We start from the raw sequence: 23,735 nt of genomic DNA, 5'->3' as shown, positions 1-23,735 counted from the left end.
GCAGTGTACGCCGTACGCCTACGAATCGTCAGCCACGGGGGCAGCAAACCTTAGAATCGAAGGTCACCCCGTCGAGCGGGTACGCCGCGACACCTTCCGCGGCTTCGGCAACGTCCGCGCCAGATGCACCGCACCCGCCACCGCATACACCGCATCCACCTGCCCCGCCCGCCGAGTGAACACCCACCCGCCGCCCAACTTCAGCTTCTCCGCCTTCTCCACCTGCGCATCCAACATGCCCTGCCCGGAGTGCACCACCGTCCGCGCGACGACCTCCTTCGCCAAACCCATCGCCGTCGCCGTCACCTCACCCCGGATGCCCTCCACCCGCACCCCACGCGGCGGCCACCCCCGACCGCCCTCCTTCCGCCGATCCGCCAACTTCGCCGCCACCGCCGCCGCCGGCCCGCTGGGGAACCAGCCCAGCAGCCTCGGCCGGACCCGCTCCGCCCACCCCGGCAGCTCCCGCTCCAGCTGCGACGCCGCGTCCGGCCCCGACCACTCGTGCACCGTCTCCACCCGCACCCGCTCGTCGTCCAGGACCACCGCCACCGCCAGCGTCGCGTGCTCCCCGTCGAGCGACAGGTCCACACACGCCGCCAGCCGCTGCCGAGCCTCGACGTCCACCGGCGCCGGATCCCGACAGTCCCGCCACCCCTGCGGGTCGATCGCCGGATCCAGCATCCCCGCCTGAACGCACATCACCTCCGTCTTGAAGGTGCGCAGCAGCTCCCCACCCTTCGCCTTCGCGCCGGCCGCCTCGTTCAGCAACCTGCGCGCCGACTTCCCGCCCTCGTAGCCCAGCGTCGGATTCGCCTGCGCCAGCGCCAGCACGTCCTCCGGATCCGCGTCCTCCGGCGCCGACCACTCGAACAGACCCAAGCTCGGGTCACCGATCCCCGTCTCCGCGAACGTCAACGCCGCGCTGCGCAGGTCGTTGTACGGCACACCCTTCGGATCCGGGGTCGTCAACGCCCAGTACTGCGCGTCCTCGAACGCATCCATCGAGAAGTACGCCGCCCCGTACGCCTCGTAGTCGTACTGCTTCGCGAACTCGTCAGCGATCACCCGCCGGTTCGACATCGACCGGCCACCCTCCGCGTTGCTCGCAGCGATCGCGTAGTGGCAGCCGTCGACCGTCCACCACTCCTCCTCACCGGCCGCCTTCCGGATCGCCTTACGCTCCGGGTTCTCGCCCATCCGCGCCCGCAGCTCCGGCACCTTCAGCGCCAGGTCGAACGCCGACTTCCACGGCTTCTTCGCGTACTTCGTCAACGTCGACGTGCCGAGGATCGACGGCTGCTGCTCGTCGAAGATCCAGAACAGCGTCAGGTCCTCGACCTCCCGCGTCTTCCCCGACTGCCGGCCCACCACCACGATCAACCTGCGGAACCGCGGCACCCCGTCCGGCCGCAGCTCCCCAGCGTGGATGGACAGCCACCGCTGCCACGGCCACGGCTCCCGCCGCAGCTTCTCCTCCGCGAACCGCACCGCCCGGAACCCGTAGCTGGTCGACTCGTCCAGGGCGCACCCGCAGCCACACGGCCCCGGCGGACCGGTCACCAGCGGCGGCGTCCACAGCCGCGGCGTGGTCGAGCCGAGGACGACGTCCGGGTCAGCGAGCGCCAGGCTCACGGGGGCCTCCGATCGGGGACGCAAAAAAGGGACAGGGCGCGGGTGTCCCCGGGGCCCCTGGTGGGGAAAAACCGGGGCGCTGACCTGCGGGAATGTTCACCACTTCGTGACCGCCTTGTTCGGTGGGTCTTCGTGCTGGGTCGGGTCGCCGATGTGGCCGTTGCAGGCCTCGCACGCGGCGACCAGGTAGCGGGGATCGTCGCCGGTTACTGCCTTGCCTCGGGTGTGGTGCACGACGTCTTGTGTGTCGGTGCAGGTGTGGTCGCCTGGTGCTCGGTCGCACCATCCGTCTCGGTGGGCTCGGCAGCCCTTGCCCTTGTCGCGGAGCAGGACGTTGGCGCGGATGGTGCGCCAGCGTCGGGTGCTGCCTCCTGCCCAGTTCTTGCTCATGTGGTGGTTGTCACTCTCGACTGCTGCCGACTGCTGCCCACTGCTGCCGGGCAGCGGTGCCGTTCGCGTGTGACTGCTGCCGGGTGTAGGGTCGCGCCGGAGGCGCGCCCACCCGGGGCAGCAGTCGCACGGGCAGTCACGGCAGCACTTCCGAATTCTGATCTTGGGCAGCGGTCAGGGCCCGGTATCCCTTGGCCCCTCGCTTCCCGATCGTCTCGGCCACTCTCCGGTCCACGATGAGGTCGTCGACGGCGTCTCGGATGACGTTCTCCCGCACCTGCCAGCCGGCCGCGCGCAGCAGCGCGAACAGCTGCCGCTCCGACGGGACGGTCTGGTCGGGCTGTCCGGCGATGAGGTCGTGCACGGCGTCGGCCAGCTGCGGCCCGTGCTCGCTCTGCTCGTCGGTGGGGGTCGGTTCGGCGGGGGGCAGGATCGCCAGGTCCAGGTAGCTGACGTGGGTGCGGGTGTCGTCGACGATCATCTCTCCCATGAACGTCTTGCCGGACGTCTTGGTGCCGCGGCCGTGGCGGCGCAGGTGGCCGGGCCGGTCCTTGGTGACGTAGATGTGGGACCGGCCGCGGGCGTTGCGGCCGAACGGGTCGGCGTTCTCCAGCAGGATCAGCGCGCCGGACAGGGCGTTGCCCTTGTGGATGGAGCCGAGCGCGTACCGGCCGCGGTTCTCCCGGTCCTTCACCACGTGGTCCGCCGAGAGGACGGCGGCGCCGGCGTTGATGAACGGGCGGATCAGCAGGCGGCGGAACGCGGCGACGCCGTCCTCTTCGCGGATCGCGGCGCCGTGCATGGCCATGCCTTCGTTGACGCCGTCGAGGATGACCAGCGACGGGCGGCCCTCAAGGAGCCGGGCGATCTGCGCCTCGGTGACGGGGCGGGCGGGGGCGACGAACCGGAACAGCTCGGCGATCTGGCTGTCGGTGCAGCCGAGCGCCTGCAAGCGCTCCACCGAGTCGGACGGGTCGGCTTCCTCGAAGTGCACGTACACGACGGGGCGGCCCTGGTCGAGTTCGGCGGCGACGCAGGCGAGCGCGAACCACGACTTCCCGGCCTCCATCTCCCCGATGACGGAGTGTTCCTTGCCGGGGTAGATGAACCGCAGTCCGTCGCGGCGGGTCACGCCGATGGTGGGCTCCGGCCGGACGACCTCACCGCGCAGGTACGGGCCGAGATCGAGGGGCTGCCACGAGTCGCGGTCGCCGGGCTGGCCGCGCGCGGCGTCGGGGTTGGCGAGCTGCGCGAGTAGTTCCGGGGCCTGGAGATCCCATTCGTCGTCGTGGTCGAGGAGCCGGGCGACGCGGGCGAGGACCTGTTCCCGGGTGCGGCGGCGGGCCGCGGCGCGGACGATCGCGGCGTGGTGGCCGATGGTGCCGGGGCCCATCGCGGCGGCGGCCAGCTCGCCGAGGTACAGCATGCCGCCGACGCGGGCGAGGTCCTGCGTCTTGGACAGCCGCTGCCCGACCGCGACGGGGTCGGTGGGTTCGCCGGCGTCGCGGGCGTCCAGGATGGCGCGCCAGATCGCCCCGTGCCTCGGAAGGTAGAAGTCCGTGACGGTGAGGTCGTCGGCGCCGGGGGTGTGGTCGATTTCGGTCAGGGCGGTGCCGAGCAGGAACCGTTCGGCCTCGATGACGGGGCCGGCCGCGGTGGGGGTGTCGTCGTCGGTCACCGGGCGCCCGCCGTTGGTGGCGTGGTGTGGGCGAGGGCGCGGGCGATCAGGTCGGCGACCCGGACCGGTGTGGCGTCGCCTCGGTGCTCGCGGCAGCGCATGGCGGGGGTGCAGCCGCCGTAGCGTCGGCAGCCGTGCTCGCCCCAGGCGCGGCGCCTCATGCCGGGTCCTCGGACAGGTCGGCGGCCCACTGGAGCGCGGCGGCGAGCTTGCGGGCGGCGGTGATCTGCTCGGCGGTGAGCGGGGACAGTTCGGCGGCGAGCCGGACGGCCCACCGGGCATCGTCCTGGCTTGCTCCGGCGCGGAGGACTTGGCGGAGGTGGTGGCCGGGCTGGTTCTGCGCGGCGCGGGCCTTGCGGGCGCGGTCGGTACGCCAGGTGGCGTCGTCGAGCGGGCCTCGGGTCATTGGGACCAGAGCTCCATCGTCGACGTCGGGTTGATCATAGTCGGCTTTGGTGTTGGCTTGGTAGCCGACGTGGGGGTTGGTCACGTGGTGCTCCGGTTCGGGTTGAGCAGGGGCGCGTCGACGACGTAGTGCCGCGGGTCGAGTGGGATGCGGTACTGCTCGGCGATCAGCTCGGTGGTGCTGCACGGCCAGTCGGCGTTGTCGTCGGCGTGGTCGCCGGGGTCGCATCCGTGGCACCGCCAGTACGCGACGCGGTCCTTGTCGTGCCAGGACATGACCGGCTTGGGTTGGTGGTGCTCGACGACAGCGCGGAGCGTGCCGTCGGTGGCGGCGTGCAGCGCGAGGTAGCCGGGGTGCTGGGGCTCGGTGGTCATCGGCTGATCCCGGGCAGCTCGACGGTGACGACCTCGGGCCCCTCCTCGTCGTCCGGCCACTCGTCGTCGTCCTGCAGGTGCCCGCACTCCTCCGGGTCGCCCTGGCAGACGTCGCATCCCTCGGCGCCGACCACGCGTACCCTGCAGGCGCGGGCGACGGCCAGGGCGGTGCGCTCCACTGCGTCCATGCCGGACCAGCCGTGCTCGTCGTGGTTGGCGCTGGCGATCACCTCGCCGTTGACGTGGATCTCGATGTGCTCGTCGTCGGGGCGCTCGATCGTGATGGTGGGTGCGGTCATGGTGGTGTCATCGCTGGCGGGCTCGGAAACGCAACAGGCCGATCCGTCGGTGACGCGGTCGCCGATCAGGAACCGGTCGCCGAGGTCGTTGACGGCGCACCAGAATCGGCCGCGCAGGCCGTGGTAGGCCGGGCTGGGGATCTGCGCCTGCGCGAGCCGCTCGACGAGGCACGGCCGGGCGGCGGGGCAGGCCTCGGGGTGGCGCGTGTCGATGGTCCAGGCGCCGTCGGCGGCGAACACGATCTGGTGGTCCCAGTCGGGTTGCTCGATGGCGTAGCCGCCTTCGCCGTGACGGTGGGTGGGCGCGCCGGGCAGGCAGGGGCAGGCGTGCTCGGCGAGCAGCGCCCGCCACCCGTCGACGACGGTGGCGGGGATGTAGCCGCTGGTGTGGTAGCGGCCTGAGGGGTCGGCGGTGAGGGCGCCGAGCGCGGCGGTGAGGGCGGCGGCGAGCCGGTCGACGAGGTCGCTCGGCGGCTGGCCGGCCGTCTCGAGCACCGCGACGGCGTCGCGACGCCAGAACGCCTGGTCCTCGGCGTCCAGCTCCGAGAGGCTCGGCGCGAGGGTGCGGAGCCGGACCAGGGCGTCGGCCCCGGCGCGGATCTGCGCCTCGGTAGTGGGCGGCTTCAGCCGACCAGCGCGGGCCAGGATGTCGAGCACGGCCCGGGCGTCCTCACGGCAGGTGTCCGTCGGCGGCCCGTCCGCGCGGCACTCCGCCCAGAGGGTGCGGGCGACCAGCTGGACGTCGGCGTCGGTGTACGGCTTCTCGGTCATCGGTTCTTCCTTCGGATCAGGTCGGCGAGCAGAGCGGCCCGCAGCGGTCGGGTACGCAGGCGGCGGATCACCAGGGGGATCAGGTGTCGGATCACCGCCGCCCGCACGTACGGATCGGTCATCGGAGCGGCAAGCCCCGGTTGCGGCGCATTCGGTGGTTGATCTGCTCACGGGTCGGCTCGGCCCATCCGTGCCAGCCGACGCCGGGGTGCCAGAGCTGGCAGTGCTCGCGCTGACTGACCCCGCAGTGCCCGCAGCCGAGCGGCGGGGTGAGGTCGTCCACGGTCGATGTCTCCTGTTGACGGGCGACGCCGCCGTGCCCTCCCGGGCCGGCGGCGTCGCTGCGGTCGATGCTCACGGGGTGGGCCGCTCGGGCGGACGCAGCAGCAGCCGCAGGTCGAGCAGCACGTCCGTGACCGCCGTGTTGCCGCGGTTCGCGACCAGAGCCCGCTCGACGTACGCGACGGCCTGCTCGTGGGCGGCAGTGAGCTGGGCCAGCCGGACGGCACCCGGGTGGGGCGGCGGCGGGGCGGCCTCCCGGAAGAACCGGCTCACGACCGGCCACCGCGCTTCGCGGCCCGCGTGGCGAGTCGGTCAGTGGACCAGCCGACAGCGAAGCCAATCACCATGGCAATCAGCCCGGTCATCCACCACGGCAGGTCGAACGTCATGCCAGCCCACGTGAGGCCGATCCCGAGCAGCCACCCGGCGTAGAAACCCCTGCGACCGAACCGAGCGAGGCAGGGTGCGTCCACCTCTACCCGGACGCGAATCGATGTCGTCCTCAGCTCAGCCACGCTCGCCACCGTCCCCGGCGGGCTCGCCGCGCAGCACCAGCTCCAGACCGTCCGCCAGCTTCCGCAACTCCGCCCGCAACTCGTTCGCCGTCGACCCGTTCACCGCCAACGCACGGCGGGCGTGGTCCGCCCACCCGCGCACCGCGACCTCGTACCGGGCCGCCTCGATCGCGTGCAACAGGCCGCCGGTCAGCTTCAGCGTCCGGTCGGCCAGCTCGATGTCCCCGGACTCGTCCAGCGTTCCCTGCGCGTTCCGGTGCAGGTACAGGGCCCGCTGCGCGTCCCGCAGCGTGTCCTCCTGCTCGGGGTTGGCGATCTCCAACGCGGTGATGCGGAGCTTGACCGCCGGTTCCTTGTCCTCGTCCGGGGCGGGCTGGGTGCGCTCGACGTGGCGCAGCTCGACGACGCCGACGAGGGTCATGCCGGGTCGCCGGTACAGGTCTTGCGCGTACCGGGACAGGCTGTCGCCGGCGGCGGTGGTCGGCTTCCCGTCCAACTTGATCGCGATCACAGGCTCAACTCCTTCGTCATGCCCGGGCCGATCAGCCCGGGCCACTTCACGGCCTTCAGCGACGCCCGCTGCGCGGCCGGCAACTTCGCCACCGGCAGGCCCAGCTGGTCGAGGCCCATCTCCCGCAGCCACCACGCGTCGCACTGGTTGTCGTCGCGGAACTCGCGCGCGGCGTGCTTGTACGCGGCCAACGCCATGTCGGTCTTGTTGGCGTTGCCGTTCCCGGTCGCGTACTTCTTCAGCGAGGACGGAACAACCAGCGCGTACGGCACCAGCTGGTCCCGCAGCCACGTACGGACGACGCCGTGGACCATGCCGGTGATCCCGGCCCCCTTCGCGTTGATGGGCAGGTCCTCGATGACGACCAGGTCCAGGCGGCGACCGTCGACGGCCCGGGCCACCTCGGACCGGATCTCCGACAGCCGGGCGTCGCCGTCTTGTCGTGGCTTGACGGTGTACGTCGTGCCGTCGCACCAGGCGATCCCGGTCCCGGTCATCGACAGGTCGAGGCCGACCACCCGGGCGCTCACCGGGCACCGTCCCGGCGGAGCTTCCCGCAGTAGCAGTACCCGCACCGGGCCACGTCCCGCCGGCACATGTCACTGACCGGCCGCCACGGCAACGCGGAACGCAGGTCCGGATCATCACGCCACCGGTAGAGCACCCAGTCGACCAGCCCGGACCAGCACTGGCCGGGCAGACGGTCGATCAGGCCGGCGATGCGCCAGCGGAGACGCTGCTTCACCGGCCCTCACCGCCGTCCACCGGCGGCTCCTGCTGCGCGATGAACCGCTCCAACCGGTCAATCACCCGCGCCGCGTCCTGCCGGCTCAGCTCCTTCGTGCTGCTGACCGTCTTGTCGAGCACGTCGGAGATGTAGGCCAGGCCCTCGTCGCGGCTGCCGATGCCGGCCTCCCGCAGGCAGGCGTGGAGCTTCCGCTGCTGCGCGTCGTTGATCGCCCCGGCCGCGAACCGGGCGCTCTGCTGGTCGGACTGCTCGCCGGGCAGCGGCGGCTGAGCAGCCCGGGACGCGGCCGCCGGCCGGGCGGCACGCTGCGCGGTCTGCCCGCCCTCGGCCGGCTCCGACTGCCGCTGCTGACGCGGCCGGGCCGCGGCACGCTGCGCCGTAGCCGGACGGCCATCCTCCGACAGCCGCGACTCGTCGTCCTCATCCGCCGCCACACCCACCAGCGCGGCCAGGCAGTACCGGCGGGCGTACGTGATCCGCCCACCGATCATCTGGATGCCACCCTCACCAGAGATCGGGAACTCCCCGGTCAGCGACTCCCCGGACTCGTGCAGCAGGTGGTAGCGCAGGCACATCTTCCCGTCCGACCCGGTGCCCGGCATCGTCGCGAAGGACAGGCCGTGCTTGGCCAGCAGCGGCAGGATCGCATCGGACAGGTTCGCCAGAGTGACGTACGAGTAGGAGTAGGTGCCGCCGGCCTTCTTCTCGACCTCGACGGTGCGGTCCCGCTCCAGCTTCGGCAGCTCGGCCTGGACCTTGGCCAGGGCGGCGGCGAGACCGGCCAGGCTCGGCGTGTTCGGGGCGGTCACCACGCACCACCGATACGGCGAGCGTTCGGCTGCGGCGCCGCGAACCGCTCGACCGCGGCCGCCACGTCGAACACCTGGCCGGGCTTGAAGTCCTTCGCGTAGCCGCGCGGCGCGGTGGTGATGACCCCGTCGGCGTCCAGCTCGAAGTAGTCGAACTTCGTCACCGTGGTGTCGTCCTGCGTCACGACGCGGATCCGGTAGCCGCTGCCGTGACGGTCCACGGCCGGGCACCACGTCTCACCGAACCAGTACGACGCCTGGTCGAGCGGGAACCACCGGCTGATCTCGTCGATGCTGATCTGGCGGGGCTTCCGACGGGCGGTCACGGCTCCATCCCGTCCGGACCCTCGCTGCCGGCCACCGTCAGCACGTACTGCGAGGCGGTCGGCGGCACGATCGACTCACCGACCAGGTCCCGCAGCCCGTCGACGATCCGCGCGACCTCCTTCACGTACAGGAAATCCCGGTAGGTGTCCTCCCCGCAGTCCAGCGGCCGGCAGTCGTAGCCGTCCGTCCGGAGGTGGATGCCGGCGCAGAAGTCGACCTCCGGCATGTCGATGACCTCACCGCCGGGCAGCACCAGGTACTCCGACCACCGGTAGGGGGCGAGCTGAAGCGCGACGTCCCCGAAGATGCCGCTGCGGCCGGTCTTCCAGTCGAACAGGCCCCGCGACCGGCCGTCGTCGTCGCGGGGGATGTGCTCGTACTCCGGCATGTCCGGCAGCAGCACGTCCGCGATCAGGTCGAGGGTGCCGACGTGCCGGCGGGCCTCGGAGTAGACGACCGCCTCGACGTGCACCGCGCGCAGGTCGAACTCGTCGAGGAACCGGACGGCGGAGCGGACGTAGCCCTCCAGGCCGTCGGGGATGGTGACGCGCTCCCCGGCGATGAGCCGCTCGGCCAGCTTGTGGATGGTGCTGCCCTTCGCGGCGGCGGCGTCGCGCTTCTCGTACCGGCCGCCCTTGATCTTCTTGAGCCGCTCGGACGTGGGCAGCTTGGACAGCTCGTCCCAGTTGTCGACGGCGTACTCGGCGGTGGCGTCGCCGGCCCAGTTGATGAGGGCGGGCTTGGGCAGGCCGTTGCCGTTGATGGTGGTGACGCCGTCGATCTTGCTGCCGGTGTCGAGGTCGTAGTAGGAGTGGTTGCGGCCTCGGGTCCGCTTCTCGATTCTCACTGCTTGTGGGGTTCCTTCTCATCCGAGGCCGGCGGCTGGCCGACGCAGCTTTCGCGGATCTGTTCACAGCGGCAGTCGCCGGAGCCGGTGCGGGCCGGGCACGTCGACCAGTGCCGGGCCCGCTCGGCGAGCTGTTCCGCGTCGGGGCCTTCGGTCGGCAGGCCGGCAACCAGCGCCCGGTACAGGGCGGTCGTCCGCAGCCAGCCCTCCGGGTCGCGCATCGCCGCGTCGGAGTGCTCGTCGAACGCGTCCAGTGCTGCGTCTGACATCAGGTCGAGCTCGCTGAACGTCCGACGGCCGAGGACGGGTCGGCCGTTGTCCTCGCCGACGACGTCACCCCACACCGGGGCGGTCATCGCGGCGATCTCGCCCCCGAGGTACAGGAACGCAAGCATCGGCGCGCGGCGCATCAGGAACCGGGCAGCGTTGTGCCGCCACTCGGGGTCCATGTCGGCGATCAGGATCGGCGGGCGCGGCTTCTTCGGCACCCACCATTCGCCCTGGCGGAGGTACGCGTAGTAGGCGCGTTCGGTGTCGGTGGCCTTCACTGCTGGTGGGCTCCAGGGTCAGGCGCGGGCAGCAGCCCGGCGCGGATGGCGATAGCGACGGCGTGCGGCGCGTTGCGTGCGCCGAGCCGCTTGTAGAGGCGGGCGAGGTGCATCGTGGTGGCGGACTTGCCCTTGCCGATCTGCCGTCCGATGGCGGTGTAGGTGTGTCCGTCGGCGACCAGGGCGAGGACGTACCGGTCGATGGGGTCGAGGTTCGGGCGGGCCGGTGCGGGCTGCTGCGGCTGCGGGACAGGGGCCGGGTCGTCGGCGTGGTTGACGCCGGCGAGGATCTCGGCGGCGGAGCGGATCACCGAGCACCGGCCAGGGCACGCTGCTCTTCGGCGATCTCCCGCAGCCACTCATCCGCGATCCCCCGCACCGCCGCGTCGGACAGCGACGGCACCGCCTGCTCCACCAGCAGCCGACGCGCCAACAGCGGCGTCACCGCGCTGTCCGCCGGGTCCGCCAGGGCCAGCAGCGCACCCGGCCGCAGCGACCGCCGCCCGGCCGGCCGGGAGTCGACGTCGACCAGCGGCCAGTCCCGGCGCGCCGGGGCCAGGCCGGGCCGATCGACCACCGGCGCCGGGGCGGGGGCGTCGGACAGGTAGTCGGACACGTCGTGCTGGTCCGCGGTACGGTCCCGGCCGAACGCGAACAGGCCACCGAGGCCGAGCGCGATCGCGCCGAGACCGGCCAGCGCGGCGGAAAGGTCGATGATCTGCATCAGGACTCCTTGGACTTAGCGCGACGGCGGTCGAGCGCCGGATCGACGCGGGGCACCGGCTGCACCAGCGGCCGGCGGATGACGGTGAGAAGCCGCTCGGTGCACGGCGGGCAGGCGCAGTTCGCGGGGTGCCCCGCGTCCGGGGTGGGCGCCGCGGCGGGGAACACGGTCACGCCTCGGCCGGGGCGGGCTCCGGGTCCGCGTTGCCCTGCGCGTGGACGTCGAAGGACAGGTCTTCCGCGATCGGCCGGCTGGAGTTCGCCACCGCGATGTCCTTGGAGGCGCCGCTCCGCCCGACCTCGACGCCGAGGTACTCCGCCCACCGCTGCACCTCGGCCTGCGAGTCCAGGTGCCCGGCAGACACGCGGAAGTGGTAGCCGGTCAGCGGCAGCCGGTTCCGCACGATGTCGGAGGCCAGCTGGTGCAGCGCGGCGGCCAGCGCCAGCCGACGGCCCTCGGCCCGGGCGTCGGCGATCTCCGCCTCGGTGGACACCGGCAGCGTCACCCCGCGCCGCTCCCGGACCAGCACCGGCTCCCCGCCGCCCGGCGGGATCAGCGTCACCGCCACCATCGGGATCGTGTTCGCGTCGGTGTACGCAGCGGCGTGCCCGACCTGCCAGGTCACGACGTCGCTGACGTGGTCGGCGGCGTAGTTGACGTGGTCGCCGCTGGTGAGCTTCTCGACGGCCCGGAACTCGCGGGGGTTGGTACTCTGCTGGCCAGTCATTGACCTACTCCTCTGCTGCGGTGGGTCATGGCGTGCGGGCCGTCCGGCGAGGGGCGGCCCGCTTTCGTTGTCTGTCGCGGGGCGGCCGGGACGGCGGCGGAGGAAGGTCGGGGGGACCATTGGGACCGCCGTCCCGGCCTGGTCGCCTACGGCGCGGAGCCGCGAAACACCGCGCGTGCGCCATCCACAGCGGGGGTCGTGCTGTGGACAACCGGCCCGGCGACCGGGGCCGATCCACCCGCTCGCGACAGCGGATGGAAGTGACGGCCCGCGCCGGCGGACGTCGACGATGCCGGCGCGGGCTCCGACCAGACGGCCGGAGTCTCGATGAGCGGATACCGGCGCAGGTAGATGTGCAGCTGCGCCAACCCGCAGGTGGCGATGAGCGCGCCGAACCACATGAGCGCGAGCGCGACTCGGCCGGCGGGGTGGGTGCGGGCGACGGCGGTCATGTCGCGAGCCAGCGCGGTCACCGCTGACCGACCTTCGGGTGGGTGCCCGCGCCGCCGCCGGTGTTCGTCGACCCGGACCCGGAGCCGGGACCGTTGCCCGACCCGGTGCCGGCGCCGCCGCCGGAGTTGTTGCCGCTGCCCCGCGTGCTCATGCCGCGTCCGCCGTACCGGCCGCTGCCTCGCGGGCGCGCAGCTCGTCGTCGCGCAGCTGCCGGATGAAGGCGTCCAGGTCCTCGTAGTAGACGACCCGGCGCTTGCCGAGGACGAACGAGCGCAGCGGCCCGTTGCCGTTGTCGATCAGCTTCCACACGTACCGCTCCGTCACGCCGCCGAGCAGGACTGCCACCTCCGGCACGCTGTAGGCGAGCCGGCCGGGGATCTGCTCACTCCGGCGTGATGGAGTCTGAACGACCTCGCTCCGATTCATAGGAGTGACGCTACACGCTCCTGTTCAGTGGAGCACGTCATACGTTCGGATGATGTTCGACTGAACACGGACGCCTACAGTCATAGACATGAGTCGTTGCTACCGCCCGCGAACGGCGGCAACCCACACCCTCGACCGCCACCCCTGGCGGCACTACCGCAGGTCGGAGCGCTCCCGACCGCGCGACAACCGTCCGACGAATCGGACCGACACTGACCGCGTGACTACCGTCCCGCCCGCCGTCGCCCGCGCCCGCTTCGCCGCCTTCGTCTCCCGCGCGCTCCGCGAAGCGCGCAGCCGCGGCATGACCGACACCGACATCAAGGCCGCCACCGGCATCCCCCCGTCCACGTTCCACCGCTGGCAGACCACCGAAGGCGGCCTGCCCCGGTGGGAGAAGGTCGCCGCGTTCTGCGCCGGCCTGGACATCCCCACCTCCGCCGCCGCAGCAGCCCTCGGCATCTCCGACCGGACCCGCGAACCCGAGCCGGAGCCCACCGAGGACCCGGACCTGCGCCGCCTCGGCCGGATCCTGCGCGACCCGGCCGTCCCCGAGTCCGAGAAGCAGGCCATCCGGCACACGATCCGCATGCTGTCCCGGGCCACCCGCACCGAGGCGGGCGACTGATGGCGCGCCGCCGCCGGCCCACCGCGCGCGAGGGCAAGGACGGCTACTGGCACGTGTGGGTGACGGTCGGCACCAAGCCGAACGGGCGCCCCGACCAGCGGCACATCTCCCGGCCCACGCAGCGGGAGGCCGAGGACGCGGCGGACGAGCTGCTCGACCAGCTCCGCACCGCGGGCGCCGTACCGAAGGCCGGGAAGATGACCGTCCAGCAGTGGATGGAGCACTACCTGGACACGATCGCGCCGCGCCGCTGCAACCCGGGCACCGTCTACGACTACCGCAGCAAGATGCGCAACTGGGTGTACCCGGACCACGGCGGCCGCCGCCTGGACCGGCTCACGCCGGAGCACCTGGACGCGATCTACAGCGCGATGGCGAAGGCGGGGAAGGCCCCGTCGCACCAGCTGAAGGTGCACCGGATCCTGTCCCGCGCGCTGAAGGAGGCGCTGCGCCGCGGCCACGTGGTGCGCAACGTCGCCAGCCTGATCGACGCGCCGTCGGTCGACCCGGCGAAGGTCGAGGGCCTGGCCGAGACGTACACCCGGCGCGTCCTCGAGGTGGCGCAGCGGCGCCGGAACGGGCCGCGCTGGTCGGTGGCGTTCGCGCTCGGCCTGCGGCAGGGCGAGGCGATCGGGCTGCGCTGGCAGGTGGACGGGCAGGACCTGGTCGACCTGGACGCCGGACTCATTCACGTGTGGTGGCAGCTGCGTCGCCGGATCTATGAGCACGGCTGCGGCGGAACGTGTGGCCGGAAACGGGGCGCGGAATGCCCGAAGCGGTCCGGCGGTGGCCTGCAATTCGTGAAGACGAAAGGGAAGTCGCGGCGCACGGTTCCGATTCCCCCGGAATTGCTGCCCGCCTTCCGGGCGCATCGGAAAGCGCAAGTGAAAGAGCGCATGAAGTACGGCGGGAAATGGAACGAGAACGGGGCGGTATTCGTCACCGAGGACGGTCGGCTGTTGGACCCGCGCGACGATTACGACGAGTGGGTGTCGATTCTGCAAGAGGCCGGAGTGCCGCACCGGAAGTTGCACATCATGCGGCACTCGGCGGCGATGATGCTGCTGGCCCAGGGCGTGGACATCAAGGTGGTCAAGGAGCTGCTCGGGCACCGGGACATCCGGACGACGGACGGGTACACGCAGGGCGCGCAGGAGTTGATGAAGGACGCGGTGAAGCGGATCGGCGGGCACCTGTTCGGCCAGGCTGGCGCATGATCAACCGTGTACGGTTCCGTGTACTGAACCACTCTGAATGACACTGAATGAGACTGACGCAACCGCCCGCATGCAGGCACGTTCAGTGTGGTTCAGGGATAGGCCGCAAACTCGTAATGCGTAGGTCGACGGTTCGATTCCGTCAGGCGGCTCGGTACAGAATCCCAGGTCATCGGCCTGGGATTCGCCGTTTCCGGGGCGGACAACAGCGCCCTTCGACGGAGATGGGCTTCCGGAAGAGGAGTGGTTGGCGGCAGCGCGGCCTACGCTGCCGGAATGAAGGTGGGCAGGGTCTGGCGGGTGCACCACCGCAGCGAGTTGGTCGGTGAGGTCGATGAGCGGGAGCTCGACTTCCCCTGGATCCGCGGCCGCTTTCGGCCAGAGCCTGCTTTCCGACCACTGCGACCGATTTTCGCGGCATGGATCGAGGCCGTGAACTCCGGGGATGTTGAGGCATTGCGCCAGGCGCACGAGGCCATCTATCCGGCCGTGACGATGACTGACCCGACCGGGCGCGAGGTGCCATGGTTCATCTTGGTCATCGAAGGGGACGAGGCGCGCTTCCGGTGGCGTGATGAGCCCGTCACTGATCGGTAGCAAACCGGCCAGCACGTGGGCGGGCGGGGCCTGCCGAGCCACCCTCAGTCCAGCTTCGGTTGTTCGTACAGTTCGCGGGCGGACAGGATCACCGCGCTGCCGTCTGCGAGGCGGACGGTCAGTGTGGTGGTGTTGCTGCTCGACTCATCGAGGCCTTCGGGGTACCAGGCGCCGAAGTAACCGTCGCGAACGGTTGCCCGCGCCGTCCGTGACGAATCGCCATCCTCGGTCCGCAAGTTGATCTCCACGCTCGTCACCTGTGAGCCGACGTGTCCCGCCATGATCCGGACGTAGCCTTCGTCGGTGCGTAGCTGACCCCACGAGTACAGCTCGACACCCCCGGCGCCGAGCCGCTCGGTGCTGGTCAGCACGGTCAGGATGCTGGTATTCGTCACGTCCCCGTTGCGATCGCGGAAGCATGTCTGGCTTCCAGCCGGCGACACGGCGTTCACGTACGCGTACTCGCCGCGTTTTTCACCGATGACCACCCTTGCGACGCTCGCGTCCTGGGCAGGCAGGCATTTGCCGGCGATGTCGCGTGCCTCGGTATCCGAGATCGGACTCGGCTCGGGCGTCCACGACGCAAACGCGGGACCAGCGTTGAGAAATGTCAGGGTGAAGGCGACAGCGGCGGCGAGCGCTCCGGCCGCGCCGGCGATCGCCAGGCGAGGCCGACGGTGCGGTGTGCGCGCTGGTGCCGGGCGCGGTCGCCGATCAGTGGCGACGATCCGCTCGAGCAATTCTCGCGCGGGTTCCTGCGCGACGCGTGCGGGCACCGGGACGGCGGCAGAGCGGATTGTCCGGGCGAGGACGTCGTCGTGGGTCATGCGGAGCCTCCGCGTCGTGAAGGGCCGGCCGGTGCAGGGACGTTTGTGGGTTCGCTGATCGGCCGCTGACCAAGATGCTGACGCAGGCGGCGACGGGCGCGCAGCAGGCGCAAACTGAACGCGGGCCGGGAAATGCCCAGTACGTGTGCTGCCTGCGGCCCGGTGAGGTCTTCGATCGCGGTCAGCGTCAGCACTTCCTGATCGGCCGATGACAGGCGCTGCCAAGCCTTCACCAGGTCGACGCGGGTAGCCGCGAGGTCGGCCTCGGCGCTGCTCGGAGCATCGGGTTCCTGGAGGACGCGAAGCGCGAGGCTCTGCTGCCGCTGGTCGCTGCGCTGCCGATTGTGCAGAACATTGCGGGCGACGGTGAACAGCCAGGCGCGGGCCTCGCCGAGTGACTTCGGTACTTCGTCCAAGCGGCGCCACGCTATCAAGAACGTCTCGGCGACCACGTCTTCGGCAACGGCGAGGTGTGCACGGCGTTCGACGAAGAGCAGCAAATCGTCATACGCGGCCTCGAACAGCTCGCGGAAGGCGGAATCGGCCTCCGCGGTCGTCGGATCCACACCCTTCCTCGTGTTCGGCGCGTGGCGTCTGGTGCTCATAGTCGTCGCCGGTCCAATACGAAGCCGCGGATCAAGGGTGCGAGTGGGCGCTCGACGAAGCGATGGACAAGCCAGGCTGCCGCCAGCAGCCCAAGCACGGTGCCGCCGATCAGTATCGACGCGGGAAGGTTGGCTTCCTCGTACACGTTGCGGATCACGCTGTATCCAATGCGCGGGTGCAAGAGGTAGAAGGGGTAGCTGATGGCACCCGCAATGGCCAGCCAGCGCATTCTCACCCGGTCGGTGTAGCCGAGCGCGATGACGAGCATCAGAAGGTACACCCCGGTGAGCAGTACCGGTGCCGGCCAGACGGGCACCTCGAAGCCGGGCTTCAACTCCAGGGTCCGCCCGTACACGCGCTGCAGGCTGACCAGCCACGTGGCGAGTAGCAGCACCCACAGCCATGGATCGGATCGGTTGCGGCGAAGCAGGAACAGGGTGATTCCGGCGATGAAGTACGGCGCGAAGTCGGACATCACGACCTCGTCCAGGGCGGCACCCCGGAAGACGGGCATGACCACGGCGACTGCCAGCCACACGGCAGCGAATATTTTTACTCCCCGCTCGGTCGGCTTGGCCGCAAGAATGCACGCCGCGATCAGATAGAACCGGAGCTCGATCCAGAGGGTCCAGTACACGGTGTCGACAAGCGGCGTGTTGAGGGGCTCCGCCAACATGGTCAGGTTGACCAGCACGCCCCACCCGTCCGGCAGAGGTGGGAAAGGCAGCCCGCCACTGATCGGCAGCACTGCCGCCACGGCTGTCGTGGTCAGCACACACACCCAGAACGCCGGATAGAGTCGCGCGACGCGGGAGGCAGCGAACTCGCGAACGGTACGCCCCCAGCCGCTCATGAGGATCACAAATCCGCTGATCAGAAAGAACGTCTCGACTCCGAGGAAGCCATAGATCAGCACCGGTGCCGCGTCCGGCAGGAAGTATGCCGGCGGGCGCACGCCGTCCAACCTCCATGAGTCGCCGAAGTGGTATCCGGCCACCGCAAGAGCACAGATCAGCCGCAACCCGTCCAGCACGTACAACCGGGGCGCCCGCCCGGGAGGGCTGCTGACGGGCGGCGGCGTCGGCGCGCGGTCGAGCACCACGGTCGTCATACTCTGCTCCTGTCCTGGACACACGACTGCATCCAGGACAGACATGTGCAGCACCGCGTCAAGTGCTACAGGTGATCACCGTCACGGGTGGTTCGACCGGATCTGGCGCCTCTGGCCTCAGCCGATGTGCAGCAGCAACACCTGGTCGTCGCGGAGTTCGGAGATGCTGTCGCGCAACAGCCTCAGCCCATCCAAACCGGCCGTGCCGCTCTCCTCGAAGTCCAGTCCCATTTCCTCGAAGTGGGCGGCCAACTCCTCCTCGCGGTGCCCGGCGGGGTCGAGCTGATCCAGGAACCGCTTGTGTGCGGGAGTGATGAGCACGGTCAGGTCGTGCACCTTGTTGATGGCCGCCGACTCGGCATCGAACTCCGACTGCTCCAGGTCGACGTCGCGCTCCTCCAGATAGCTCAAGACGTGCAGCATGCAGTACCCGGACCAGTCGTACTCCTCCCGCGGCTCGCGTCCGTGTTCGGCGAGGTAGGAGCCGAGTGACGACGATGATGTGCGGGCGAGGTGGGCCAACTCGGGGATGCTTCTCCTGGGAACCAGGGTCAGTGACGCGACAGCAGACAACGCACCCTCCGTCGTACGGACTCTGCCGGGCAGGCTACGGGTAGGGAGCGACAACGTGTCGGCGGATCGTTGCGGCGGCCGATGGCTCTACAGCCATCCGTACAGCCAAGGAAAGCCGCAGGCGCTGACGGCACCCGACCCATGTCGTAAGCGCCTGTTACGGTGCGCCGCAGTTGGCCGGTCAGAGCAACCCCACGCAGACCCACGAGCCCGAGGTGAGCGGCCCGCATCCAATCCGCATCCCGCGTTGCGACCGCCTCGCCCAGCCGGTTGGCGACGGCGTCCAGGTCGTCACCGAACAGAGCCACGTACACCTCCAAGTGATGGTGCGGGGGAGCCGGACAAGACGGCGGCAGCGGCCCAGGCCAGCAACAAGCCCATGGTCAGGCCGGGCGGCAGGTACCAGAACGTGAGGAAGCCGGCTGGTGGCGTCAACGGCAGTGCCGCGACGAGCGCCCATGCGACGCGGCGCGGCAGCACGCCGCGACGCAGCCCCTGCAGCCCACACCAGACGGTGCCCACCAGCGCCGTCAACAGGGCCACGAGGTCGAACAACCACCCGTACCCGGGGGTGCTGTATTCCAGGCCGATCGCGATGCCTGCGGTGAGGAGCCCGTACCTCGTGAGGCGGCGGGGCATCGCGGTGGCGTGGCCGGTGACCGTCCAGACGAGCGGCAGCGCCAGCAGCACGGACACGAAGAAGGGCCCGCGCCAGATCCACGCCGGCTCCCCACCGTCGAACAACGGCAGGTTCTCGGCCATCCATCGCGACGGAGCGGGTAGGGAGGTGACGGCTCGGCCGCCGCCGACCTCCCACTGCGTGGCCATCGCGGCGCCGAGCACCGCCGCGATCACCGGCGCGAGAACCGCCAGGACGCGCCGCCAGCGGGCGACCGGCACCTTGCCCTCGCCGCCGGTCGGGCCGGCGCGATCGGGTACGCGCTGCGGATGCTTCTGTCGCATCGGACGATCGTCATTGCGTCGCTGGGAATTCTCATCAGGGGAACAGCCGGGATCACCATCGGCGTATCGGCGGTCCACGTGGGTTGTCTCGGTCCGCGGCGGTCAGTGCGCCAGCAGGTCGATGACGCCCGTCAGGTCCTCCTCGCCGCTGCCCTCGGCCAGGCGGCGGCGCATCAGCTCGAAGTAGGGGCTGAGCAGTTCCTGGCTGACGCCCTGCTCTGCCGCGGTGCGCAGGAACGTCGGCGTGCCGGCCACCTGCATGGCGAGATTGGAGACGACGCCCTTCGTGTAGTCGCCGCTGCGCAGTTGGTCGGCGGTCTGGTGAACGGTCGGGGCCATCGCGACGAGCCAGTCGGCGAGCAGCGGGGCCAGCGACGCGGGGTCGATGTCCTCCCGGCGGATCAGGGCGAAAGCGTGCGCTGCCCCGGCGAACATGCCGTACATGGCGCTGAGCAGGGCCACGTCGTGCAGGGCGGCGAAGCCCGCATCCCGGCCGACGTAGGTGGTGCCGGCCGGGACGGCGAGCGTCTCCTGGTGCCGTTCGAACAGTTCGCGGGAGCCGCTGTAGAAGACGTAGCCGCCGGCGTTCGGCACGCCGATCATCGGAGGGACGGCCATGATTCCGCCGTCGAGGTAGCGGGCCCCGCGCTCGCGGGCCCAGTCGGCTCGGGCGCGGGCCTGGGCGGGCGTACCCGTGGTCAGGTTGACCAGGTCCCTGCCGGCCAGGTCGGCGCCGGCCAGCACCTCCTCGACCGAGGTGTCGTCCAGCAGGCAGACGACGACAAGGGTGCTCGCGGCGACGGCCTCGGCGGCGCTGTTCGCGACCGTCGCTCCCTCGGCGGAGATCGCCGCGGCGCGGGCCGGGGTGCGGTTCCAGACGGTGAGCGGGTGTCCGGCGGCGAGCCAGGCGCGGGCCAGCGCGGCGCCCATCGCGCCGAGGCCCAGCAGCGTCACGGGCGTCTTCTCCACAGTGTCGGGTGCCATGCCGAAAAGGCTGGTCGCAGGCCCGCAGGCGATCAAGTACGCACTTCGGAGTAGGTGGTTACCCTGAGGTGAGCGAGCAGGTCGGAAGGGCGGGGGCATGACGACGTTGAACCGGCCGGGCGCACCGGACGGCCATGTCTGCGGGATCGACGCCGCGATGGAGGTGATCGGGGGCAAGTGGAAGGTGCTGATCCTCTGGGCACTCCACGAGCACCCGTACCGCCGCTTCGGCGAGTTGCGCCGGCTGCTGCCGGGGATCACCGAGAAGGTGCTGGCCGCCCACCTGCGCGAGATGGAGGCGGACGGCGTCGTGCACCGGGTCTCCTACGACGAGGTGCCGCCCCGCGTCGAGTACTCGCTGACCGAGGACGGCGTACGCCTCAACGATGCGCTCGAACCGCTGGCCGCGTGGGGACGCGAGCGGCCGTCGAGGACCGCAACCGGCACGGCCGCCTCGTAGCAGCGAGCCGAGGCGTCACCGCTGCTTCGCGCGCTGGCGGGCGGCCTCGTACAGCGCCACCGTCCCGGCCGCCGCCGCGTTCAGCGAACTCGCCGCACCGACGATCGGAATGCGTACGATCCGGTCGGCCGCCTCCTGCCAGCCCTTGCTGAGTCCGTGCGTCTCGTTGCCGACGAGCAGGAGAGTGGGCCCGGTCAGGTCGTGCTCCGCTACGTCCACGTCGCCGTGTTCGTCCGTACCGATGATCTGGATCTGTGGTCCCGCCTTCCGCACCGCGGCGACCCAGTCGAGGACGGCGTGGTGGCTGGGGACGCGCACGGCCGGTACGGCGAACAGCGACCCGGTGCTGGCCCGTACCGCCTTCGGGTCGTACGGGTCGGCGGCGTGACCGGTGACCACCACGCCGGACGCGCCGAAGGCGTCGGCGGACCGGATCAGCGTGCCGATGTTGCCCGGGGTCTTGGGGCGGTCGAAGACCACCACGAGCATGTCGGGCCCGACCGGGATGCGGGCCAGGTCGTCATCGGGCTGCGCCACCACGGCCAGCAGTTCGGGGGACTCCTCCTCCTTGCCGCTGAGTTCCCGCATCAGCTCGGGCGCGAGGGCCACCCGCCGGGCGTCGGTGCGGTCGAGCAGTTCCCGGCACCAGCGGGACAACTGTTGCCGGTCCGGGTACAGCAGCGCCCGGATCTCCCAGCCCTGTTCCAGGGCGACGGTGATCGGGCGTACCCCCTGGACCAGGAACTCCCCGGCACGCTGGCGCTTGTTGCGGTTGGTCAGCAGCGCCTGCCACTGCTGGAAGCTCGCGTTCCGGGTGGTGATCGTCAAGGTCTTCGCCACGCAGCCGATTCAACCCCATCCGGTGCCGGTCCCGGGGTTGCGGGCCCCGGCGACGATGGCCGGGTGATCATCCGCCGGTCGTTCCTGATCCGCCTCGCGTGCGTACTGCTGGTGGTCGGCGGCGGCGCGTTGCTGTGGCTGCCGTTCCACACCCAGATGGAGCTGGACGACTGGGCGGTGACGCTGCGCGAGCGGGGTACGCCCGCGCGGGCGGTCGTCGTCGACCAGGTGACGGAGAGCGGCGGCAACCGGAGTCCCTCGTCGAGCACCATGTACTTCAGCTACGAGGTGGACGGCCGGACGCACGCGCAGGAGGTGGCCTGCTTCGAGGTGTGCCGGGCCGCCGGAGCGGAGGTGTCGATCTGGGTGAACCCGGCGGACCCGGGTGACTTCGTCACCGACTTCGGTCAGCTCAGCGGCCACCGCGGCCGGGTGCAGGGCGTCCTCGGCGTGGTCGGGCTGGCCGCCCTGGGCGTCGGGGTGGTGCTGGCCCTGTCCGGTATCAGGCGTCGGCGTGCCACCCCGCCGCGCCGCGACCGGCCGCGCCGGGTGGAGCCGGCGACGGGCGGTCGCGGGTACGTGGGCCGGGGCAAGCGCAAGCGCAACGTCCGGCCCTGACCACGGGACTCAGCGGTACAGGGTCTCCAGGTACGCCGGGCCGTAGTGGCGTTCCAGGTCGGCCAGGCTCTCCGCCGGGGCCTCCACCTCTTTGATCAGCCGGGCCCGCGTCGGCAGCACGTCCGGCTGCCAGGTCTCCGGCTGCCACAGCTCGGAGCGCAGGAACGCCTTCGCGCAGTGGTAGAAGATCTGCTCGATCGCGACCTCGACGGCCAGCACCGGCCGGTGGCCCTTGACCTCCATGTCGGCGAACCACGGCGCGTCGGCGATCAGCCGGGCGCGCCCGTTGATCCGCAGCGTGTCGGTGCGGCCGGGAATCAGGAAGATCAACCCGACGTGCGGGTTGGCCAGGATGTTGCGGTAGCCGTCGGCCCGCCGGTTGCCGGGCCGCTCCGGAATCGCGATCGTGGTGTCGTCGAGCACCAGCGCGAAGCCGGGCGGGTCACCCTTGGGGGAGACGTCGCAGGTGCCGTCCGCGCCGGCGGTGGCGATCAGGCAGAACGGTGACGCGGCGAGCCACTCCCGGTCGCGTTCGTGCAGCGTACGGCGGTCCTTGGCGGCAGCGCGCGGCATCGGCGTGCCGATCAGCTCGCGTAGTTCGGCCTCGCTGGTGATCTCCCGGGTCGTCACGTCTTCCTCCCCCGTCCGTTGATCGTCACGACGGTTCCGGCCCGCGACGGGCCGCGTTCCGCCATGGTCAGCCTAGGAGAGCGCGTCGAGTGTCGGGTTTGCCCCCGGGGCCGGCGGGTAGGGACCGGTTCGCAGCGTGCGGCCGGACGTGACGGATGGAGGCCGAGATGGAGAGCCGGCTCAAGGTGCTCGGCCATCCCGTGCACCCGATGCTCGTGATGTTTCCGGTGGCGCTCTTCGTGACCGCCGTGATCTTCGACGTGGTGGACACCGTGGGCGGGCCCGGCTTCCTGGCCGAAGTCGCGTACTGGAACATCACCGTCGGTCTGATCGGCGGCCTGCTGGCCGCGGCGGCCGGGGCGTTCGACCTGCTCGCCCTGCCGGCCGGCACCCGCGCCAAGCGGGTCGGTGTCACCCACGCCGCCGCCAACGTGGCGGTGATTCTGCTGTTCGCCGCGGTCTGGGTGGTCCGGCTCAACGCCGACTCGCGGGCGGCCGGGGGCGCGCTCGTCGCCATCGAGGTGGTCGCCCTGGCGATCCTCGGCGTCAGCGCGTGGCTCGGTGGTGAACTGGTGGACCGCCTCGGCGTCGGCGTCGACCCGGAGCACGATCTCAACGCGCCCAGCTCGCTGCGACCCCCCTCGGCGACCCAGCGGATCGGAGACGCGCGATGACGGAACAGGGCAGCGGACGGGGCTGGCGTGGCCGCCAGCAGGGCTGGGACCCGATGGGCGAGCTCCAGTCGCTGCGCTCCGAGCTGAGCCGGCTGGTCGGCGGACGCTCCGGCAGCCAGGACGTGGATCTGGCCGAGACGGCGGACGGCTGGGAGGTGGTCGTCCGGCTCCCCGGTGTGGCGCCGGAGGAGGTGGCCGTCGAGCTGGACGACCGGGAGCTGTGCGTACGCGCCCGGTCGGAAGCCGAGGTGAACGCCGACCACGGCATCCCGGGCGGGTTCACCACGCGTGGCTTCGAGTACCGCGTCGACCTGCCGTCCCGGGTGGACCCGGACCGGATCGACGCGGTGATGGACCACGGCCTGCTCCGGGTGCGGTTGCCCCGGGCGGCCCGGCCCGCGCCGCGCACCATCACCGTCGGCCGCACCGGCCCGCGCGCGGGCGTCGACCGTACGCCGATGCCGGCCGACCCGGCCGCGGACCGGGAGCTGCACCACCCGGACACCGCGCTCGACGAGATCGACAGGCCGTAGGGGC

Annotated in this window: 38 protein-coding genes; 7 read left to right on the top strand and 31 right to left on the bottom strand. The window is 71.1% G+C overall.

Annotation, left to right across the window (positions count from 1 at the left end; genetic code table 11):
- Window positions 1-63 precede the first annotated feature (63 nt).
- From KBX43_RS11350 to KBX43_RS11250, 23 genes are all read right to left on the bottom strand, one after another.
- Window positions 64-1,635 (bottom strand): terminase, encoded by a 1,572-nt coding sequence (locus KBX43_RS11350; RefSeq protein ID WP_307851500.1) that lies wholly within the window; start codon window positions 1,633-1,635, stop codon window positions 64-66.
- Window positions 1,636-1,731: 96 nt separating this feature from the next.
- The gene (locus KBX43_RS11345) at window positions 1,732-2,025 is read right to left on the bottom strand and encodes a hypothetical protein (protein WP_210884314.1); all 294 of its coding nucleotides are present in this window, start codon (window positions 2,023-2,025) and stop codon (window positions 1,732-1,734) included.
- A gap of 136 nt (window positions 2,026-2,161) precedes the next feature.
- Window positions 2,162-3,703: a DnaB-like helicase N-terminal domain-containing protein gene (locus tag KBX43_RS11340; RefSeq protein ID WP_210884312.1), complete on the bottom strand. Its 1,542-nt coding sequence runs from the start codon at window positions 3,701-3,703 to the stop codon at window positions 2,162-2,164.
- A complete protein-coding gene (locus tag KBX43_RS11335; protein WP_210884310.1) occupies window positions 3,700-3,864 on the bottom strand; it encodes a hypothetical protein in 165 nt (54 codons plus the stop codon). Before KBX43_RS11335 ends, KBX43_RS11340 begins: the two co-directional genes overlap by 4 nt.
- Window positions 3,861-4,109 (bottom strand): hypothetical protein, encoded by a 249-nt coding sequence (locus KBX43_RS11330; protein ID WP_210884308.1) that lies wholly within the window; start codon window positions 4,107-4,109, stop codon window positions 3,861-3,863. The genes KBX43_RS11335 and KBX43_RS11330 overlap by 4 nt, the downstream gene beginning before the upstream one ends.
- Window positions 4,110-4,189: 80 nt before the next feature.
- A complete protein-coding gene (locus KBX43_RS11325; protein WP_210884306.1) occupies window positions 4,190-4,483 on the bottom strand; it encodes a hypothetical protein in 294 nt (97 codons plus the stop codon).
- The gene (locus tag KBX43_RS11320) at window positions 4,480-5,553 is read right to left on the bottom strand and encodes a hypothetical protein (RefSeq protein WP_210884304.1); all 1,074 of its coding nucleotides are present in this window, start codon (window positions 5,551-5,553) and stop codon (window positions 4,480-4,482) included. Before KBX43_RS11320 ends, KBX43_RS11325 begins: the two co-directional genes overlap by 4 nt.
- Complete coding sequence (locus KBX43_RS31870; RefSeq protein WP_260032145.1) at window positions 5,550-5,675, bottom strand: hypothetical protein; 126 nt, start codon at window positions 5,673-5,675, stop codon at window positions 5,550-5,552. Before KBX43_RS31870 ends, KBX43_RS11320 begins: the two co-directional genes overlap by 4 nt.
- A complete protein-coding gene (locus KBX43_RS11315; RefSeq protein WP_210884303.1) occupies window positions 5,672-5,836 on the bottom strand; it encodes a hypothetical protein in 165 nt (54 codons plus the stop codon). Before KBX43_RS11315 ends, KBX43_RS31870 begins: the two co-directional genes overlap by 4 nt.
- Before the next feature lie 71 nt (window positions 5,837-5,907).
- Window positions 5,908-6,108 carry a hypothetical protein gene (locus tag KBX43_RS11310; RefSeq protein WP_210884302.1) on the bottom strand — a complete coding sequence of 67 codons (201 nt, stop codon included), beginning with the start codon at window positions 6,106-6,108 and terminating at the stop codon, window positions 5,908-5,910.
- Between the two features lie 234 nt (window positions 6,109-6,342).
- Complete coding sequence (locus tag KBX43_RS11305; RefSeq protein WP_210884301.1) at window positions 6,343-6,861, bottom strand: hypothetical protein; 519 nt, start codon at window positions 6,859-6,861, stop codon at window positions 6,343-6,345.
- On the bottom strand, window positions 6,858-7,391 hold the full coding sequence (locus tag KBX43_RS11300) for a hypothetical protein (protein ID WP_210884300.1): 534 nt from the start codon (window positions 7,389-7,391) through the stop codon (window positions 6,858-6,860). Before KBX43_RS11300 ends, KBX43_RS11305 begins: the two co-directional genes overlap by 4 nt.
- Window positions 7,388-7,606 (bottom strand): hypothetical protein, encoded by a 219-nt coding sequence (locus KBX43_RS11295; protein ID WP_210884298.1) that lies wholly within the window; start codon window positions 7,604-7,606, stop codon window positions 7,388-7,390. Before KBX43_RS11295 ends, KBX43_RS11300 begins: the two co-directional genes overlap by 4 nt.
- Entirely contained in the window at window positions 7,603-8,418 is an 816-nt protein-coding gene (locus KBX43_RS11290) for an ERF family protein (RefSeq protein WP_210884294.1), read from the bottom strand. Before KBX43_RS11290 ends, KBX43_RS11295 begins: the two co-directional genes overlap by 4 nt.
- Window positions 8,415-8,744 carry a hypothetical protein gene (locus tag KBX43_RS11285; protein WP_210884293.1) on the bottom strand — a complete coding sequence of 110 codons (330 nt, stop codon included), beginning with the start codon at window positions 8,742-8,744 and terminating at the stop codon, window positions 8,415-8,417. The genes KBX43_RS11290 and KBX43_RS11285 overlap by 4 nt, the downstream gene beginning before the upstream one ends.
- Window positions 8,741-9,592, bottom strand: coding sequence for a hypothetical protein (locus tag KBX43_RS11280; protein WP_210884292.1), 852 nt, complete (start codon window positions 9,590-9,592; stop codon window positions 8,741-8,743). The genes KBX43_RS11285 and KBX43_RS11280 overlap by 4 nt, the downstream gene beginning before the upstream one ends.
- Window positions 9,589-10,140, bottom strand: a complete 552-nt coding sequence (locus KBX43_RS11275) for a hypothetical protein (RefSeq protein WP_210884290.1) — start codon at window positions 10,138-10,140, stop codon at window positions 9,589-9,591. Before KBX43_RS11275 ends, KBX43_RS11280 begins: the two co-directional genes overlap by 4 nt.
- Window positions 10,137-10,451, bottom strand: coding sequence for a LuxR C-terminal-related transcriptional regulator (locus KBX43_RS11270; protein WP_210884288.1), 315 nt, complete (start codon window positions 10,449-10,451; stop codon window positions 10,137-10,139). The genes KBX43_RS11275 and KBX43_RS11270 overlap by 4 nt, the downstream gene beginning before the upstream one ends.
- On the bottom strand, window positions 10,448-10,864 hold the full coding sequence (locus KBX43_RS11265; RefSeq protein WP_210884286.1) for a hypothetical protein: 417 nt from the start codon (window positions 10,862-10,864) through the stop codon (window positions 10,448-10,450). The genes KBX43_RS11270 and KBX43_RS11265 overlap by 4 nt, the downstream gene beginning before the upstream one ends.
- A 169-nt stretch (window positions 10,865-11,033) precedes the next feature.
- Window positions 11,034-11,591: a hypothetical protein gene (locus KBX43_RS11260; RefSeq protein ID WP_210884284.1), complete on the bottom strand. Its 558-nt coding sequence runs from the start codon at window positions 11,589-11,591 to the stop codon at window positions 11,034-11,036.
- A gap of 146 nt (window positions 11,592-11,737) precedes the next feature.
- Window positions 11,738-12,064: a hypothetical protein gene (locus tag KBX43_RS11255; RefSeq protein WP_210884283.1), complete on the bottom strand. Its 327-nt coding sequence runs from the start codon at window positions 12,062-12,064 to the stop codon at window positions 11,738-11,740.
- Window positions 12,061-12,195: a hypothetical protein gene (locus KBX43_RS31865; protein ID WP_282100975.1), complete on the bottom strand. Its 135-nt coding sequence runs from the start codon at window positions 12,193-12,195 to the stop codon at window positions 12,061-12,063. The genes KBX43_RS11255 and KBX43_RS31865 overlap by 4 nt, the downstream gene beginning before the upstream one ends.
- Window positions 12,192-12,389: a hypothetical protein gene (locus KBX43_RS11250; RefSeq protein ID WP_247677322.1), complete on the bottom strand. Its 198-nt coding sequence runs from the start codon at window positions 12,387-12,389 to the stop codon at window positions 12,192-12,194. Before KBX43_RS11250 ends, KBX43_RS31865 begins: the two co-directional genes overlap by 4 nt.
- Window positions 12,390-12,690: 301 nt before the next feature.
- Here KBX43_RS11250 and KBX43_RS11245 point away from each other — a divergent pair, with 301 nt between their 5' ends.
- The 3 genes from KBX43_RS11245 to KBX43_RS11235 all read left to right on the top strand — a co-directional run bounded on the left by KBX43_RS11245 (window position 12,691) and on the right by KBX43_RS11235 (window position 14,912).
- A complete protein-coding gene (locus tag KBX43_RS11245; protein ID WP_247677321.1) occupies window positions 12,691-13,098 on the top strand; it encodes a helix-turn-helix transcriptional regulator in 408 nt (135 codons plus the stop codon).
- Window positions 13,098-14,315: a tyrosine-type recombinase/integrase gene (locus KBX43_RS11240; RefSeq protein ID WP_210884280.1), complete on the top strand. Its 1,218-nt coding sequence runs from the start codon at window positions 13,098-13,100 to the stop codon at window positions 14,313-14,315. Before KBX43_RS11245 ends, KBX43_RS11240 begins: the two co-directional genes overlap by 1 nt.
- Before the next feature lie 276 nt (window positions 14,316-14,591).
- Window positions 14,592-14,912, top strand: a complete 321-nt coding sequence (locus KBX43_RS11235; RefSeq protein WP_030503768.1) for a hypothetical protein — start codon at window positions 14,592-14,594, stop codon at window positions 14,910-14,912.
- A gap of 44 nt (window positions 14,913-14,956) precedes the next feature.
- On the opposite strand, the gene KBX43_RS11230 is transcribed toward KBX43_RS11235, so the two are convergent.
- The 6 genes from KBX43_RS11230 to KBX43_RS11205 all read right to left on the bottom strand — a co-directional run bounded on the left by KBX43_RS11230 (window position 14,957) and on the right by KBX43_RS11205 (window position 19,976).
- Complete coding sequence (locus KBX43_RS11230; RefSeq protein WP_069088066.1) at window positions 14,957-15,739, bottom strand: hypothetical protein; 783 nt, start codon at window positions 15,737-15,739, stop codon at window positions 14,957-14,959.
- Entirely contained in the window at window positions 15,736-16,305 is a 570-nt protein-coding gene (locus tag KBX43_RS11225) for an RNA polymerase sigma factor (RefSeq protein ID WP_043327218.1), read from the bottom strand. Before KBX43_RS11225 ends, KBX43_RS11230 begins: the two co-directional genes overlap by 4 nt.
- Window positions 16,306-16,340: 35 nt before the next feature.
- Window positions 16,341-17,456 (bottom strand): acyltransferase, encoded by a 1,116-nt coding sequence (locus KBX43_RS11220; protein ID WP_210884279.1) that lies wholly within the window; start codon window positions 17,454-17,456, stop codon window positions 16,341-16,343.
- Window positions 17,457-17,573: 117 nt separating this feature from the next.
- Window positions 17,574-17,867 (bottom strand): hypothetical protein, encoded by a 294-nt coding sequence (locus tag KBX43_RS11215; protein WP_210884278.1) that lies wholly within the window; start codon window positions 17,865-17,867, stop codon window positions 17,574-17,576.
- Between the two features lie 453 nt (window positions 17,868-18,320).
- On the bottom strand, window positions 18,321-18,992 hold the full coding sequence (locus KBX43_RS11210) for a hypothetical protein (RefSeq protein ID WP_052165854.1): 672 nt from the start codon (window positions 18,990-18,992) through the stop codon (window positions 18,321-18,323).
- A gap of 102 nt (window positions 18,993-19,094) precedes the next feature.
- Entirely contained in the window at window positions 19,095-19,976 is an 882-nt protein-coding gene (locus KBX43_RS11205) for an NAD(P)-dependent oxidoreductase (RefSeq protein ID WP_210884276.1), read from the bottom strand.
- Between the two features lie 97 nt (window positions 19,977-20,073).
- Between KBX43_RS11205 and KBX43_RS11200 the strand changes: the two genes are divergently transcribed.
- Entirely contained in the window at window positions 20,074-20,436 is a 363-nt protein-coding gene (locus KBX43_RS11200; protein ID WP_043327213.1) for a helix-turn-helix domain-containing protein, read from the top strand.
- A gap of 15 nt (window positions 20,437-20,451) precedes the next feature.
- Here KBX43_RS11200 and KBX43_RS11195 read toward each other — a convergent pair whose 3' ends face one another.
- Window positions 20,452-21,276 (bottom strand): TrmH family RNA methyltransferase, encoded by an 825-nt coding sequence (locus KBX43_RS11195; RefSeq protein WP_069088074.1) that lies wholly within the window; start codon window positions 21,274-21,276, stop codon window positions 20,452-20,454.
- A 63-nt stretch (window positions 21,277-21,339) separates the two neighbouring features.
- Between KBX43_RS11195 and KBX43_RS11190 the strand changes: the two genes are divergently transcribed.
- Window positions 21,340-21,894, top strand: coding sequence for a DUF3592 domain-containing protein (locus KBX43_RS11190; RefSeq protein ID WP_307851498.1), 555 nt, complete (start codon window positions 21,340-21,342; stop codon window positions 21,892-21,894).
- A 9-nt stretch (window positions 21,895-21,903) separates the two neighbouring features.
- Here KBX43_RS11190 and KBX43_RS11185 read toward each other — a convergent pair whose 3' ends face one another.
- The gene (locus tag KBX43_RS11185; RefSeq protein WP_030503779.1) at window positions 21,904-22,524 is read right to left on the bottom strand and encodes a pyridoxamine 5'-phosphate oxidase family protein; all 621 of its coding nucleotides are present in this window, start codon (window positions 22,522-22,524) and stop codon (window positions 21,904-21,906) included.
- Window positions 22,525-22,691: 167 nt separating this feature from the next.
- Between KBX43_RS11185 and KBX43_RS11180 the strand changes: the two genes are divergently transcribed.
- Both KBX43_RS11180 and KBX43_RS11175 read left to right on the top strand, forming a co-directional pair.
- Window positions 22,692-23,198 (top strand): DUF2231 domain-containing protein, encoded by a 507-nt coding sequence (locus KBX43_RS11180; protein ID WP_030503780.1) that lies wholly within the window; start codon window positions 22,692-22,694, stop codon window positions 23,196-23,198.
- Window positions 23,195-23,731: an Hsp20/alpha crystallin family protein gene (locus tag KBX43_RS11175; RefSeq protein WP_043327210.1), complete on the top strand. Its 537-nt coding sequence runs from the start codon at window positions 23,195-23,197 to the stop codon at window positions 23,729-23,731. Before KBX43_RS11180 ends, KBX43_RS11175 begins: the two co-directional genes overlap by 4 nt.
- Window positions 23,732-23,735 lie beyond the last annotated feature (4 nt).

Origin of the sequence: Micromonospora sp. C41 (assembly GCF_018070485.1) — a bacterium.
Classification (GTDB): domain Bacteria; phylum Actinomycetota; class Actinomycetes; order Mycobacteriales; family Micromonosporaceae; genus Micromonospora; species Micromonospora chalcea.
Note: the sequence above shows the minus strand (reverse complement) of the source record. Positions and strands in the feature narration are given on the sequence as shown.